Source organism: Paenarthrobacter sp. NyZ202 (assembly GCF_049860755.1).
In the GTDB taxonomy this organism is placed as follows: Bacteria; Actinomycetota; Actinomycetes; order Actinomycetales; family Micrococcaceae; genus Arthrobacter.
Genome location: NZ_CP187556.1, coordinates 4,133,512 through 4,147,916, shown reverse-complemented (window position 1 = coordinate 4,147,916; position 14,405 = coordinate 4,133,512). Strand labels below are relative to the sequence as shown.

General features: G+C 62.8%; 13 protein-coding genes. 8 read left to right on the top strand and 5 right to left on the bottom strand.

All coding sequences use genetic code 11. The features are described from left to right. Positions 1-9 precede the first annotated feature (9 nt). Both ACPFL9_RS19205 and glyA read right to left on the bottom strand, forming a co-directional pair. Entirely contained in the window at positions 10-1,230 is a 1,221-nt protein-coding gene (locus tag ACPFL9_RS19205; RefSeq protein ID WP_426004580.1) for a sarcosine oxidase subunit beta family protein, read from the bottom strand. Continuing rightward, complete coding sequence (glyA, locus tag ACPFL9_RS19200) at positions 1,227-2,576, bottom strand: serine hydroxymethyltransferase (protein WP_426004579.1); 1,350 nt, start codon at positions 2,574-2,576, stop codon at positions 1,227-1,229. Before glyA ends, ACPFL9_RS19205 begins: the two co-directional genes overlap by 4 nt. A gap of 150 nt (positions 2,577-2,726) precedes the next feature. Between glyA and ACPFL9_RS19195 the strand changes: the two genes are divergently transcribed. The 5 genes from ACPFL9_RS19195 to ACPFL9_RS19175 all read left to right on the top strand — a co-directional run bounded on the left by ACPFL9_RS19195 (position 2,727) and on the right by ACPFL9_RS19175 (position 9,770). Continuing rightward, positions 2,727-3,398, top strand: coding sequence for a GntR family transcriptional regulator (locus ACPFL9_RS19195; protein WP_426004578.1), 672 nt, complete (start codon positions 2,727-2,729; stop codon positions 3,396-3,398). Between the two features lie 593 nt (positions 3,399-3,991). After that, a complete protein-coding gene (locus ACPFL9_RS19190; protein ID WP_426004576.1) occupies positions 3,992-5,320 on the top strand; it encodes an MFS transporter in 1,329 nt (442 codons plus the stop codon). Between the two features lie 31 nt (positions 5,321-5,351). Then, entirely contained in the window at positions 5,352-6,608 is a 1,257-nt protein-coding gene (locus ACPFL9_RS19185; protein WP_426004575.1) for an aminopeptidase P family protein, read from the top strand. Positions 6,609-6,723: 115 nt separating this feature from the next. After that, positions 6,724-7,527: an IclR family transcriptional regulator gene (locus ACPFL9_RS19180; protein ID WP_426004574.1), complete on the top strand. Its 804-nt coding sequence runs from the start codon at positions 6,724-6,726 to the stop codon at positions 7,525-7,527. A 206-nt stretch (positions 7,528-7,733) separates the two neighbouring features. Then, positions 7,734-9,770, top strand: coding sequence for a glycosyl hydrolase family 28 protein (locus tag ACPFL9_RS19175; RefSeq protein ID WP_426004572.1), 2,037 nt, complete (start codon positions 7,734-7,736; stop codon positions 9,768-9,770). Positions 9,771-9,906: 136 nt separating this feature from the next. Here ACPFL9_RS19175 and ACPFL9_RS19170 read toward each other — a convergent pair whose 3' ends face one another. Continuing rightward, the gene (locus ACPFL9_RS19170; RefSeq protein ID WP_426004570.1) at positions 9,907-10,383 is read right to left on the bottom strand and encodes a DUF4383 domain-containing protein; all 477 of its coding nucleotides are present in this window, start codon (positions 10,381-10,383) and stop codon (positions 9,907-9,909) included. A gap of 143 nt (positions 10,384-10,526) precedes the next feature. On the opposite strand from ACPFL9_RS19170, the gene ACPFL9_RS19165 reads away from it, so the two are divergent. Next, a complete protein-coding gene (locus ACPFL9_RS19165) occupies positions 10,527-11,498 on the top strand; it encodes a tetratricopeptide repeat protein (protein ID WP_426004568.1) in 972 nt (323 codons plus the stop codon). Between the two features lie 2 nt (positions 11,499-11,500). Here ACPFL9_RS19165 and ACPFL9_RS19160 read toward each other — a convergent pair whose 3' ends face one another. Continuing rightward, positions 11,501-12,136, bottom strand: a complete 636-nt coding sequence (locus ACPFL9_RS19160; RefSeq protein ID WP_426004567.1) for a LysE family translocator — start codon at positions 12,134-12,136, stop codon at positions 11,501-11,503. Positions 12,137-12,239: 103 nt separating this feature from the next. Here ACPFL9_RS19160 and ACPFL9_RS19155 point away from each other — a divergent pair, with 103 nt between their 5' ends. Next, positions 12,240-12,695, top strand: coding sequence for an Lrp/AsnC family transcriptional regulator (locus tag ACPFL9_RS19155; RefSeq protein ID WP_426004565.1), 456 nt, complete (start codon positions 12,240-12,242; stop codon positions 12,693-12,695). Here ACPFL9_RS19155 and ACPFL9_RS19150 read toward each other — a convergent pair. Beyond that, positions 12,692-13,156, bottom strand: coding sequence for an Lrp/AsnC family transcriptional regulator (locus ACPFL9_RS19150; protein ID WP_426007614.1), 465 nt, complete (start codon positions 13,154-13,156; stop codon positions 12,692-12,694). The two genes, ACPFL9_RS19155 and ACPFL9_RS19150, sit on opposite strands and share 4 nt — an antisense overlap. Before the next feature lie 335 nt (positions 13,157-13,491). Between ACPFL9_RS19150 and gluQRS the strand changes: the two genes are divergently transcribed. Further along, positions 13,492-14,382 carry a tRNA glutamyl-Q(34) synthetase GluQRS gene (gluQRS, locus tag ACPFL9_RS19145; protein WP_426004564.1) on the top strand — a complete coding sequence of 297 codons (891 nt, stop codon included), beginning with the start codon at positions 13,492-13,494 and terminating at the stop codon, positions 14,380-14,382. The last annotated feature ends 23 nt before the right edge of the window (positions 14,383-14,405 follow it).

Below are 14,405 nucleotides of genomic sequence, written 5' to 3'. Positions count from 1 at the left end.
CCTGTGCGGCTAGTGGGCCACGGCTGCGGCGCCGTGTTCGTCGATCAAGGCACCGGTCTCGAAGCGTTCCAGTGCGAAGGGAGCGTTTAGCTTGTGCGGTGCGCCCGTGGCGATCGTGTGGGCGAAGGTGAGGCCCGCTGCCGGGGTTCCCTTGAAGCCACCGGTTCCCCAGCCACAGTTGACGAACATGTTTTCCACCGGGGTCACGCCGACGATCGGCGAAGCGTCCAGCGTGGTGTCCACGATGCCGCCCCAGGTACGGAGCACGTGGGCCCGGGCGAAGATCGGGAAGAGTTCCACGGCTGCTGCCATCTGCTCCTCGATCACGTGGAAGGAGCCGCGCTGGCCGTAGCCGTTGTAGGAGTCGACGCCCGCACCCATGACCAGTTCACCCTTGTGCGCCTGGGAGACGTACACGTGGACGTGGTTGGACATGACCACCGTCGGGTGGACGGGCTCGTGCAGTTCGGAGACCAAAGCCTGCAGCGGGTGGGACTGGATCGGCAGGCGGAACCCGGCCATCTCGGCCAGGACCGAGCTGTGGCCGGCGGCTGCCAGGCCTACCTTCTCAGTGTGGATGGTTCCGCGCGTGGTCTTGACGCCGGTGACGCGGTTGCCGTCCTTGATGAAGCCGGTGACTTCGCAGTTCTGGATGATGTCCACGCCCAGCTCGTCGCACTTGCGGGCGAAGGCCCACGCAACGTGGTCGTGCTTGGCGATGCCAGCGCGTGGCTGGTAGGTGGCACCCATGACGGGGTAGCGGATGTTGTCGCTCGTGTTCAGGATGGGACAGAGTTCCTTGACCTGGTCCGGCTCCAGCCATTCTGCGTCCACACCGTTGAGGCGGTTGGCGCCGACGCGCCGCATGCTTTCGCGGACATCGCCCAAGGTGTGGGCGAGGTTCATGACACCGCGCTGGCTGAACAGGAAGTCGTACTCGAGTTCCTCGGGAAGGATTTCCCACAGCTTGAGGGCGTGCTCGTAGATGGCCGCGCTCTCGTCCCAGAGGTAGTTGGAGCGGATGATGGTGGTGCTGCGGGCCATGTTGCCACCGGCCAGCCAGCCCTTTTCGAGGATGGCGATGTTGGTCATGCCATGGTTCTTGGCCAGGTAGTAGGCCGTGGCCAGGCCGTGCCCGCCACCACCGACGATTACTGCGTCATAGGACTGCTTGGGTTCGGGGTTGCGCCAGAGGAAGTCAGGGTGTTCGGGGAGGTGGTCGACACTCACTGGGCTGCTCCAATCATTTCTGCTTCGAGTACGGATTCGGCACCATTGCCGTTGTTGGAAAGGTGGGGGTACAGCGGGAACTTGTCCGCCAGCACGGTCACGCGGTTGCGGAGTTCGACGGCGGTCGCGTCGTCCAGGGTGCCGGTGGCTGCCGAGGCGATCAACGCCGTCGCAATGATGTCTGCTACTTCAGTGAATTCCTCGGCGCCGAAGCCGCGGGCGGCAAGTGCCGGGGTGCCGACGCGGAGTCCGGAGGAGACCATCGGCGGGCGGGGGTCGAAGGGGACGGCGTTGCGGTTGACGGTGATGCCGATGTGGTGCAGGGCGTCCTCGCCCTGCTGGCCGTTCAGTTCGGAGTTGCGCAGGTCGACGAGTACCAGGTGAACGTCGGTGCCACCGCTGACGACGGAGATTCCGGCCTGGGCAACATCATCCTGCAGGAAGCGCTCGGCCAGAATCTTGGAGCCTTCCAGCACGCGGACCTGGCGTTCCTTGAACTCAGGCTCGGAGGCGAACTTGAAAGCCACGGCCTTGGCGGCAATGACGTGCTCCAGCGGTCCACCCTGCTGTCCGGGGAACACTGCGGAGTTGACCTTCTTGGCGATGTCGGCGTCGTTGGTCAGGATCACGCCGCCGCGCGGGCCGCCGAGGGTCTTGTGCGTGGTGCTGGTGACGATGTGGGCGTGGGGGACAGGGCTCGGGTGCAGGCCTGCTGCCACCAGTCCGGCGAAGTGTGCCATGTCCACCATGAGGTAGGCGCCCACCGAATCGGCGATCCGGCGGAATTCGGCGAAGTCCAGCTGGCGGGAGTAAGCGGACCAGCCGGCAACGATCAGCTGCGGCTTGTTCTCGACGGCGAGGCGCTCCACCTCGGCCATATCGATGGTGTGCGTGTCTTCGCGGACGCTGTACGGGACCACGTTGTAGAGCTTGCCGGAGAAGTTGATCCGCATGCCGTGGGTGAGGTGTCCGCCGTGGGCGAGGTTGAGGCCCATGATGGTGTCGCCGGGGGTGATCAGCGCGTGCATGGCAGCTGCGTTGGCCTGGGCGCCGGAGTGGGGTTGGACGTTGGCGTATTCGGCGCCGAACAGGGACTTCAGACGGTCGATGGCCAGCTGTTCGATCACATCAACGTGTTCGCAACCGCCGTAGTACCGCTTGCCCGGGTAGCCTTCAGCGTACTTGTTGGTCAGCACTGAGCCCTGGGCTTCCATGACTGCGGTGGGAGCAAAATTCTCCGAGGCAATCATCTCCAGCGTGGACTGCTGGCGGATAAGCTCCTGGGCGATCGCCTGATCAACCTCCGGGTCCGCCTGTGCGAGCGGGCGGATCAGCGGTTCAACCATGGTGTTCTCCTTTGACGTGCTTCTAGCGGCCGACTGTTAGGCAACTGATATATTAGAACTATTGCCATAGTATGTTGAACGTCACATAGTCGTCAACGGGTCGGTCAAAACTCGTCCGGCAGACCGCTTTACGGCCACGGGAAGAGAGTCATGAGCACAGCACTGGAAGCGTTGGAATCGGCACCGCAGGGCAGCTCCCTGGCGGAAAATGCCTACCTGCTGTTGCGCGACCGGCTCATCATGCTGGATATCAAGCCCGGCGACCCCATCAATGACGGTCAGATCGCGGCCGAGCTCGGCATTGGACGCACGCCTGTCCGCGAGGCCATCAAGCGGCTGGAGAGTGACCACCTCGTGGTGTCCTACCCTCGCCGCGGCACCTTCGCGACCGGGGTGGACATCACCCAGCTCGCGGAGGTCTCCGAAATTCGTGAACTGCTGGAACCCCTTGCCTCGCGTAAGGCCGCCCGAATGGCCAGCCCTGCCATGCGTTCCGAGCTTCGTGATGTTGCCGCGGCCATCCGTGAGCTTGAAGGCCAGGATGCTTCCTCCAAGGAGCTCATGCGCTATGACATCCAGGTGCACCGGCTCATCTACAAGGCCTCGGCCAACGCCCACCTTGAGGACGTCCTGATCCGCTACGACAACCTGGCCACCCGCATTTGGTGCCACATGCTGGAAAAGATGCCCTCCGTTTCCGGGCACATCTCCGAGCACGCCGAACTCCTGACGGCCATTGCCGACGGCGATGAAGAGCTGGCCGCCAAGTTGGCCACGCACCACGTAGTGAGCTTCGAAGAGACCATCCGCAAGGTCCTCTAACCCCTCTCTCACCTTTTTCCCGTTTTTTGGGGACGCTCTCTCACCTTTTTCCCGTTTCTTAGGGACGCTCTCTCACCTTTCGTGTCGTTTTTGGGGACGCTCTCTCACTGTCCGTGCGCGGGTTGGTCGGCCCATGCTCGACGGCGGCACTCGCTTGGTCGCAGCAGGTACCTCAGCTGCCGGGCTGGTGAGAGAGCGTTGCGCCGGGGTGGGGTTTTGGTGGCAGAGCGTTGCGCCGGGGTGGGGTTTTGGTGAGAGAGCGTTGCGCCGGGGTGGGGTTTTGGTGGCAGAGCGTTGCGCCGGGGTGGGGTTTTGGTGAGAGAGCGTTGCGCCGGGGTGGGGTTTTGGTGGCAGAGCGTTGCGCCCGAGTGGGGTTTTGGTGAGAGAACGTTGCGTTTCAGGCTCACATGGCGCAACAGGGTCTCACGTATGACAACTCGCCGCTCGGCTTAGCTGCTCCGGCTGTTGTGTTGCCCTAGATCGGTTTCGTCGCAATATTCTGTTCCAGGTAAACCTTGACCGTGCCGCAGGTCACACATACTCTGGTGCAACAGTGTTGCGTTGAATGCAACCCCAAAGATTTTGGTGGATCCATGACTAACGAAACATCCTCAGTGGCAACCGCTGCTTCCAATCCGAAAAGCCGAGTCAGCAGGGACACGCGACGACGCGTCGTCACCGCCAGCTTCATCGGCAACTTTGTCGAATGGTTCGACTACGCCGTCTACGGCTACCTCGCAGGCATCATCTCGACCGTCTTCTTCCCTGAGTCCGATCGGCAGACCGCACTCCTGGCAACGTTCGGCGTCTTTGCGATCTCCTTCTTTGTGCGGCCAATCGGTGGTTTCATCTGGGGCCATATCGGCGACAGGATCGGACGCAAGCAGGCGCTGAGCCTCTCCATTCTGATGATGTCGGTCGCTACGTTCTGCATCGCCCTGATCCCCGGCTACGCCACGATCGGCGTCATGGCTCCGATCCTGCTTTTGCTGGTCAGGGTGGTCCAGGGATTCTCCGCGGCAGGTGAGTATGCCGGGGCTTCCGCCTTCCTGGTGGAATACGCGCCGGCCGGTCGGCGCGGACTGTATGCCGCCGTCGTGCCTGCCAGTACCGCAGCGGGACTGCTGCTGGGATCGTTGCTTGCCGCCCTCCTCAGTTCGCTGATGACCGCTGAGCAGCTCAACGAGTGGGGTTGGCGCCTTCCGTTCCTCCTGGCCGCGCCGATGGGCCTGATCGGCCGTTACATCCGGACCAAACTGGAGGACACGCCGGCGTTCCGGGAACTGGCCGAGAAGGACCATGCGGTGAAGGCGCCCGCGTTCGCGATGTTCCGCCGCTACAAGAAGCAGTTGATCATCGCCACCGGCGCGGTGCTGCTGAATGCCGTCGGCTTCTACGTGATCCTCAGCTACATGCCGACGTACCTCTCGGAAGAACTGGGCTTCGGCGCCACGGAGTCGTTCCTGGCTACCACCATTGCCTTGGCCAGCTACATCGGCTTCATCTTCCTGACCGGCATCGCGTCGGACAAGTTTGGCCGGAAGCGGATGCTGCTCACAGCGTCCATCCTGTTCGCGCTGCTGACTGTGCCGGCGTTCATGCTCCTGGACACGCGGAACTTCCTGGTGATTGTGCTGGTGCAGATCCTCCTCGGCGGAATGCTCACCCTGAACGACGGGACGCTCCCCAGCTTCCTCGCGGAACTTTTCCCCACCAAGGTCCGCTACACCGGCTTTGCTGTCAGCTTCAACCTCTCCAACGCCTTGTTCGGCGGCACCGCCCCGTTCATGGCCACCCTCCTGATCGGCATGACCCACAACCAGTTGGCACCCGGCTGGTACCTGGTGGCTGCCTCCCTCGTTTCCCTCATCGCAGTCCTCTTCGCAGCAGAAACGTCAAAGAAGCCGCTGCAGCAGGACTGACAAACAACCACACCCATTGAAAGGAACACCCATGACCATCACCCAAGACCAGGCTGTCAACGACGTCGCCAAGCTTGAGCGCCTCAAGGTCCTCAACAACGGCGAAAAGGTCTCGCTGACGTTCTCCGATGCCGAGTTCGAGCGCCGTCTCGCCGGCCTCCGCCGCATCATGGCCGAGAAGGACCTCGACGCCGTGGTCCTCACCAGCTACCACTCCATCAAGTACTACTCCGACTTCCTCTTCACGTACTTCGGCCGTTCGTACGGGATGGTGGTCACCAAGGATGACACGGTCACCATCACGGCAAATATCGATGCCGGAATGCCTTGGCGCCGCAGCTACGGTGAGAACCTCGTGTACACGGACTGGCGGCGTGACAACTACATCCATGCCATCCAGGAAGTCCTGCGCACGCGCGGCATCATGCCGCGCCGCATCGGCGTCGAAGATGACTCGCTGCCGCTGGACAACCGCAACAAGATCCAGGCCGCGTTCGCCGACGCGACGCTCGTTGACGTGGCCCTAGCCGCGATGCGCCAGCGCATGATCAAATCGGCTGAGGAAATCGAGGTCATCAAGCACGGTGCCCGCATCGGTGACCTTGGCGGCGAGGCAATCCGCAACGCCATCAAGGCCGGAATCACCGAATACGAGGTAGCGCTGATCGGTACCGAAGCCATGGTCCACGAGATCGCGCGCACCTTCCCGAACTCGGAAATCCGTGACACATGGGTGTGGTTCCAGTCGGGCATCAACACTGACGGCGCGCACAACTGGGCAACTACGCGAAAGATCCAGGAACACGACATCCTGTCCCTGAACTGCTTCCCGATGACCAGCGGCTACTACACGGCACTTGAACGGACCCTGTTCTATGGCGAACCCGATGCCCGCTCGCTGGAACTGTGGAACATCAACGTCGAGGTACACAAACGAGGCCTGGAGCTCATCAAGCCCGGTGCCGTCTGCAAGGACATTGCCGCCGAGCTCAACGAGATCTATGTCAACCATGGTCTTCTCGCCAACCGCACCTTCGGCTACGGCCACTCGTTCGGCGTGCTCAGCCACTACTACGGCCGCGAAGCCGGACTGGAACTGCGTGAGGACATCGAGACGGTGCTGGAACCGGGCATGGTGGTGTCCATGGAACCGATGATCACTGTCCTGGATGGGCAGCCGGGTGCCGGCGGCTACCGCGAGCACGACATTCTGGTGGTTGGCGAGGACGGTGCGGAGAACATCACCAAGTTCCCGTTCGGCCCCGAGCACAACATCATCGGAGCGTAAGTGATGGGACCGGTGGTCACGGTGCACGGTGGCCACCGGCCCGATCGCGCCGCCGTCCGGTTCGTGCCCGCGAGACGGTTCCGGTGCGGGCGACCCGGCGAAATATAGTGAATCCATGACTCCCGCGGAATCCAACGATGCTCCCAGCAACGGCGAAGGCAAAGGCGCCTCAGTAATCGTCAACGCCATCGCAGTGCTGAAGAGCTTCAGTGCCGAAGAACCTCTGCTCGGGGTCACCGAAATAGCCGGCCGCATCGGCATGCACAAGAGCACGGTGTCGCGCATCCTTGCCACTTTGGAGCAAGAGGGTTTGGTAGAGCGCGACGTCGATTCGCGCAGGTTCCGCTTGGGGCTGGGAATGATCGCCATGGCTGGCCCCCTCTTGGCGGAACTTGAAGAGCGCCGCGTCGCGTATCCGGTCCTCCGGGAGTTGACCGAACGCACCGGTGAGACCAGTGCGCTCATGGTGTGGAACGGCGTCGAATCCATGTGCGTTGAGCAGATCCCCAGCCGGCATCAGGTGAAGCACCTTGCTCCACTCGGCGCGCGCTACAACGAAGCTCTCAGTTCGTCAGTGCAGGTGTTTCTCGCTGGGGAGAATCCCGATCGCGTCCGGAGCCTGCTGCGCAGCGGCTCGGTCACGTTGCCCGGACTGGATGACGACGCCGTTGAGGCGTACGTCGGGCGGTTGGCGGAAGCGTCCAAGCGCGGATGGGCCGTCAATTTCGGAGAAACGTCCATTGAGGAAGTGGGCGTGGCCTCGCCCGTCTACGACCATCGCGGCGACATCGTGGCGTCCGTGCTGATCCCCGCACCCAAATTCAGGGTCTCCGAAGACATCCTGAACAGCCTTGGCGAAGCGTGCGCCGCCGCAGCAGCAAAGGTCACCACGCGCTTGGGCGGGCGCCCTCTGGCCTAGCGGCCCTACGGATCCCCTCGAGGTGGCAGTTAATGACAATCCCGTGCCGCAGCATTGTCATTAACTGCCAGCTCGGGGTTGACCTGACTCTCCTTCCTTCCTAGGGTGTTCTGAGAAAACGTTTTCTTGCCCCTGATTGTCCGTGCCGGAGTGCCGTGGGCGCTCCAGGACTGGGTCACATCGTTGTGCCCGGGAAGGAATCATCCATGCGAACAGCCCGTACGAAACGCGCGCGCCTTGGAACGGCCGTTTTGACAGTTGGCCTTGCGTCGCTCACGGCTATTGGAACGCCGGCTGCCGCGGCACCGGCCAAAAAGCCCGGCGGGACGGACAGCCCCGTATGCTCCAGCAGCAGCGTCATGCTGACCGCAGGCACTGGCAACGCACCGCAGAACCTCTGCGTTCCTGCCCAAGCCACGGACCACAGCAGCACGCTCTTGGTGTGGAATAAGCCGGCGGACTACGCCGATGTGGTGGACTACCGCGTCTATATGAATGGGCGGCCGCTGGGAACAGCTGAGGAAAATGCCAAAATCCACTCGCCGGCCCAGGAATACATAGAAGCGTTCAGGGCCGCTGACCGGGACGGTTTCCACGTGAGGACCGTGGCGCACAACTTCACCGTGACCGGGTTGGCCCCCACAACGGCCTACCAATTCAGCGTCTCGGCGGTGAGGGAAGATGGAACGGAATCGATTGTGAGTGGCCCCATCACTGTGACCACAACCCCGAGAGCACATAGAGTCAGCATCACAGATCCGGCCTATAAAGCCGTTGGCGACGGGCAAACCCTCAACACCGCGGCAATTCAGAAAGCGATCGATACCTGCCGTACCCCCGGCTGCACCGTGGTGGTTCCTGCGGGCACCTTCACAACGGGGGCTCTGTTCCTTCATTCGGACATGACGCTGCATCTGGAAGAAGGCGCCCGGCTCCTCGGATCGGATCGGCCTGAGGACTATCCGCTGGAGAAGGGCTACTACCTCTATCCCGTCCCGGACCCCCTGCCCACCGAAACGGAGTACCGGAACTTCCGGAGGCCGCCGTCGTTGATTAACATCCTGCCGACAGACAACGGACGCTCGGCCGAAAGCCGCGAGCCGGGAGCCGTCGCGAAGAAGGTCCGCATCACCGGTAAGGGTGTGGTGGACGGTAACGGCTGGAAGCGGACCGCAGAAGGTTCCATCACGGACGAAGCCGGAAATGTGCTTCCGCAGTATGTCGCCAGCTCGGCCGGCAAGGTGCTGGATGACGGCCTCCTTGCCGCGGCCCAATTCCGCAGCGCGAAGGAGTACCCGGAGTTCCTGACGGGAGTGGTCAATAAGCCGGAAACGCTGGAGGATTCCGTGCTGTACGGCCAGTATCGCTCCAGCCTGATGACCTTCGTGGGTGTGGAAAACCTGTACCTGGAGGGAATCACAGCCGACAATCCTGCCTTCCACGGCGTCATGATCCTGGACAGTGAAAACACCACCGTGAACGGCATGCGCCACACGACATACAACACCAACAACGGTGACGGCTTGGAATTCGGGGGCACCAGCAATGGCATGGTGCTCAACAACTTCTTCGACACCGGGGACGACCAGGTCAATTTCGCTGCCGGACAGGGCAAGTACGGAGCACAAGGACGGCCGAGCGAGGATGTGTGGATCTTCAACAACTACATGCGTATGGGCCACGGCGGAGTTGCTGTAGGTTCCAATACGGCGGCGTGGGTCCAGCGCGTCCTTGCCGAGGACAACGTGATGTACAAGGTCGAAACCGGCGGACTCCGGATGAAGAGCACCTCTGATATGGCAGGCGGCGGACGGGATTTCCTGTTCCGTGATACCGCCATGGCCTGCGTGGGCAGCAGCGCGTTCATCATGACGCTCAGCTATAACCAGTCGCCGTCGGGGTATGTTGCCGCGGACTCCGCGACCTTCAAGAACGTCGCCGTCAGGAATGTTTCTGTGGATGGCAATAACTCGCCCACATGCGGCATGGCTGTCTCTGACAGCAAGCCGGTGATCGACATCCAAGCCGGCCCATCCCTGGGCGAAGGGACGGCCACCCTGGGCGCCTTCACGTTCCAGGATGTGGTGTTCCGAAATGTGAATCCCACCAACATCAAGGGGCTCACGGACTCAACTTTCGACGGCGTGACCTTTGAGAGCGTCCGGAACAACGCCAATCCCTGGCGCTTGGACGAGTACTCCACCGGAAACACCTTCACGGAGGTAAGCCCGGCGCCGCAGTAACCCCGAGATGGCAGTTAATGACAATCCGACGCGCAAACACTGCCATTAACTGCCACCTCGGCGGGTGAGACCAACAGAACGGCGGCCGTCCCGCGAAAGTGGACGGCCGCCGTCGTTGTTATCAACGTGGGAAAGGCTACCTGGCCCTTCTTGCCGTTGTTGTCTCGTCCATGGCATCCCTGCCGAGCCACGCACCCAGGCCGATCATGGCCACGCCCAAGATCAAGTGCAGCCAGTTATCAGCGGTGTTGAACGGAACAAAGTTGGCGCCGGTTTCCTGGTTGATGACCAAGCCGTAGATCCAAAGAACTACGTAAACGGCGCCGCCACCCAGGAGGAACAGGCGTGCCATGCGAGCGTTCCTAGCCATGGCCAAACCTGCTACGCCGAACAGAAGGTGGACAATGTTATGGAGTATCGACACTTGGAAAACTCCAAGCAGCATGGCGCCGGATTCATGTCCCGCGAAGGTCATGGCGCCGTAATTGGTGGTGATTCCGGGGATGAATCCCAAGATGCCTACCAGCAGAAATACAATGCCAACGCCCATGGCGGTGTTGTGGAGCGTTAAGCCCATCGCGTGGTGATGGGCGGGGTGCGAAGCGGTGGTCATAAGTCCTCCCTTTCACGCTGGTTTCCGGCTCTTCTCGTGGAGAGCCGGCCTGCGGCAAGGGTGTCGGAAAACCTTGCCGACGCCGCCATAATACTCCTGAAATGCCGCAGATAGCAGGGGAAACAGCCGGATAGCATGGGTTCATGAGCCATGGTTCAAATGGGGAATTCAGGTCGTTCTATTACGACACCCGTGATCTCACGCCGTTCCTGGAAGGGTACGTCCGCACTCCCGTCCGCGGCCTGACTGACGGTTTGGGTGACGCGTTTTCCGGCGTCCTGAACGGTCGCAATTCCGCCAAGCTGTCCGTCGCGGGTCCGGTACCGCGGCTGAAGATGCTCTCCGGCAAGCCGGCCAAGGCCATGCACGACGCCGTTTTCACCTCCACGGAGCCGGAATCGTTGCTTGCCCTGGCCCGCGCCTACCCGGGATGGGCGGGCCTTTGCCACGTCATGGCCGGACTTCTGGCGTACAAGCATGGCAGCTATCTCAGGGCGTCGGAACTGTTGCGGCGCGGCTTGTCCACCAGGATCGACGACGACGCCAGCCAGTTCTCGGCAATGTACCTGGGGCGTGTGGTCACCCGGGTTGAGGTTGCGGAGCGCATCGAGGTGCCGGTCCTGTTCAGTGAGGAATCCGTGTTCCTTGCCTTGGCCCATTGCCTTCGCGAGATGGGCCTGACCGACTCGGCGCTGCAGGCCGTGGTGGGGCTGCCGCCGTCGTTGCCTTCGGCTTTGGCGCGCTGTTCGGCAGCGCATGCACTGGGACGCCACCGCGAAGTAGTGGCCTGGACTGAGGGGCTCCTCAACACCGATGACCTGTCTGCTGCGCTGTTGCTCGTTCGCGCCAGGTCCCAGCGGGCGCGGGGTGACTATGACTCAGCGCAGCAAGCGTTGCGGGAGGTCCTCCGACGGCGGAAGACCAACCTGGCGCTGAAAAATGACGCACTGACCGACCGTGCCCTGCTTGCCCTGGACCTGGGTCGCCGTTCCCTCACGCCCCGCTCCATGAGGCCCTCCCCGGCGGCGGACCTGGAACCCGTGGAGTTCATCCGCAAAGACGAGGAAATGCGCAGGCTCTGGGAGAACGACTTCAAGAACCTCGGGGGCGAGTAGGCCTAGGCAAAAACCGGCAGGAGTTGCTCGGCCAGCAGCACCGCGCCCAGCCCCACCATGATGATCCCGCTCGCCAGGGTCACCGCCCGTGCCGCACCTGGTCGTGAAGCCAGCAGTTTCCGCGACGCCAAGGCGACGCCCGTGTAGACAAGCCCGGCCAGGGCCACGAACGTCAAGCCCAGCAGCCCTGACTGGACGGGCACGGGAAGGGTGGCGTCGGAGCTTACGAATTGCGGAACCAGCGCCACGAAGAACAGTAGGCCTTTGGGGTTGATGCCGCTGGTGCCAACGCCCTGCAGATAGGTGCGGAGGCGGCTGCCGGAAGGTACGACGGCGGCTTCCGCGCTGAAGCTCGCCCCGCGCCACGAGCGGAGGGTCACGACGCCGAGACACAGCAGGTAGGCAGCGCCCGCGACGGTCAGCCAACCCAGCAGGCCCGGAACTCCTGCCAGGAGTGCCGCCAGGCCCAGCACCATGAGCGCGGTGTGAAGCACGTACCCGCTGCAAAGCCCGGCCACGGCAGGCACGAAGCTGGTGTGGCGTAGACCGGCGGAGATGGAGTAGGCCCAGTCGACGCCGGGCGTGCAGGCCAGGGTGGCTGACACGACGAGGAAGGCCAGAAACAGCTGCGGGTCCACGGTTCTCTCCAGGGTTTGTTGGTAGGAAAACTCTAGGGAAAACGGGGCGAAAAGTGCTCTCATTTTTTACTGCCCAGACTGCGGATTGCAGTAGTATTCTTGCGTGATTGATGGAATCGACAGAAGTATTTTGCGTCACCTTCAAGAAGACGGGCGGATTACTGCTACCGCCCTCGCGTCGAAGGTGGGTCTGACGGTGGCGCCCTGCCATCGACGTCTCCGCGATCTTGAGCAGTCCGGCGTTATCCGTGGGTATCGTGCGGACATTGACCCGGCCGCCGTCGGGCTTGGATTTGAGGCGATTGTCTTCGTCACGCTGCGCCAGGCGGACAAGGCCACCATGGCCGCCTTCGAAGAGAAGGTCGCCGCGAGCACCAACATTGTGGAGGCCCAGCGGCTCTTCGGTTCGCCGGATTACCTCCTGAAGGTCATCGCGGCCGACCTGCCCGCATACCAGCGCTTTTACGACGACGAGTTGGCGGCGTTGCCCGCAGTTGAGCGGTTGAATTCAACGCTGGTGATGAAAAACCTGAAGACCAACACCGGCCCGCCGGTCTAACCCTTTTCCTGCAGGAGTCCGGTGGTCCGGTACGGGATGACTTCGCGGAGGAACATGCTGGTGGACGTGCGGACAATGCCTGGGCACAGCCGGATCTCCTCGGACACCCGGTAGAGGTCGTCGGGGCTCCTGGCCACTACCCGGATGATGAGGTCGGTATCGCCGGCGGGGGCGTGGCACTCCAGAACTTCGGGTATCTCGCGCAGTGCGGCTATGGCTTCATTGAGGTGGCTTTGGTCCAGTTCGGCGCTGACCGCAGCGGCCACGCCCCGGCCAAGCGCGGAAGGAAGGACCCGGCTGCTGTTGGCGCGCAATGCCCCCGAGGCGGTCATACGCTCCAACCGTGACTGGACGGTCCCGCGGGCCAGCTTGAGTTTCTGCGCCAGCACCATGATGGGGACACGTGGATCCTCGTCCAGTGCGGCCATGATGCGGCGGTCTGTGGCGTCGAGTTCCTGCAAAGTGACCACTTCCTGTCGATGAACCGTGCCGGGACTGGTCAGATTGACTACTCAAGCCAGTTCCTGTTGCACCTACTGTATGCCCCCTGCTGAAATAGTGGCAACGAGGCAGGGTGAAGCTACCGCTGGAATCCTGCCGGCACCAGGCAGCTGGAACACCACCCGGCGTCCTGCGACGTTTCCCGCAAGGAAACCGCCGCTGATTGACTCTTGTTCACGCATTGTCATTCTGCACTCGCCCGGAAACGGGCAGCACAGTAAGAGCCCCTGAGCCACCGAACCGTTGCGGTAGCTGAGGGGCTCTTGTGCTGCCGCCCGGCACATAGGCTGGGACCATGACTTCCGCAGGCCGTTTTGCCCCCAGTCCCTCCGGCGAACTCCACGTGGGCAACCTGCGCACTGCCATTCTCGCCTGGCTTTTTGCGCGCTCCACGGGGAGAAACTTCCTGCTGCGCGTCGAAGACCTTGACCGCGCGCGGTCCGGCGCCGAAGCCCGGCAGCTCCGCGACCTGGAGGCCGTCGGCGTCGGGTGGGATGCCGCCGTCGTACGTCAGACGGAGCGCGGTGCGTTGTATGCAGAGGCGATTGACCGCCTGGCCGGGCAAGGCCTCACTTACGAATGCTTTTGCACCCGCAAGGAGATCCAGGAGGCCCCGTCAGCGCCGCACGCACCGCAGGGTGCCTATCCGGGGACGTGCCGGAAGCTGTCGCACGCTGAACGGGAGATCCGGCGCGCTTCGCGCCCCGCCTCGATCCGCTTGAGGTCCGACGTCACGGAGTGGGCTGTTGAGGACCGGTTGCGCGGCCGCTATGTGGGCGTGGTGGATGACTTGGTGCTCCGCCGGAACGACGGTGTGACTGCCTACAACCTGGCGGTGGTTGTGGACGATGCCGCCCAGGGAATTGACCAGGTGGTGCGGGGCGACGACCTGCTCCCGTCCACACCGCGGCAGGCTTACCTCGCCTCGCTGCTGGGGCTGCCGGTCCCCGAATACGCCCATGTTCCGTTGGTGGTGAACCACGACGGCGTGCGGCTGGCAAAGCGCGACGGTGCCGTGACGCTGGGCGACCTCGCCGCCGTCGGAATCCCGGCTGACCAGGTGCGGGACCTGCTCCTGGGGTCGCTCGGGCTGCCACCCGGATCTTTGGAATCTTCTGTGTCACGGTTCCGTCCGGAGGAGCTTCCACGGGAACCGTGGGTGTGGAGCGTTCCCCGCGGCGCTTAGCTGTTGGCCTCGGCCGCCCGTCG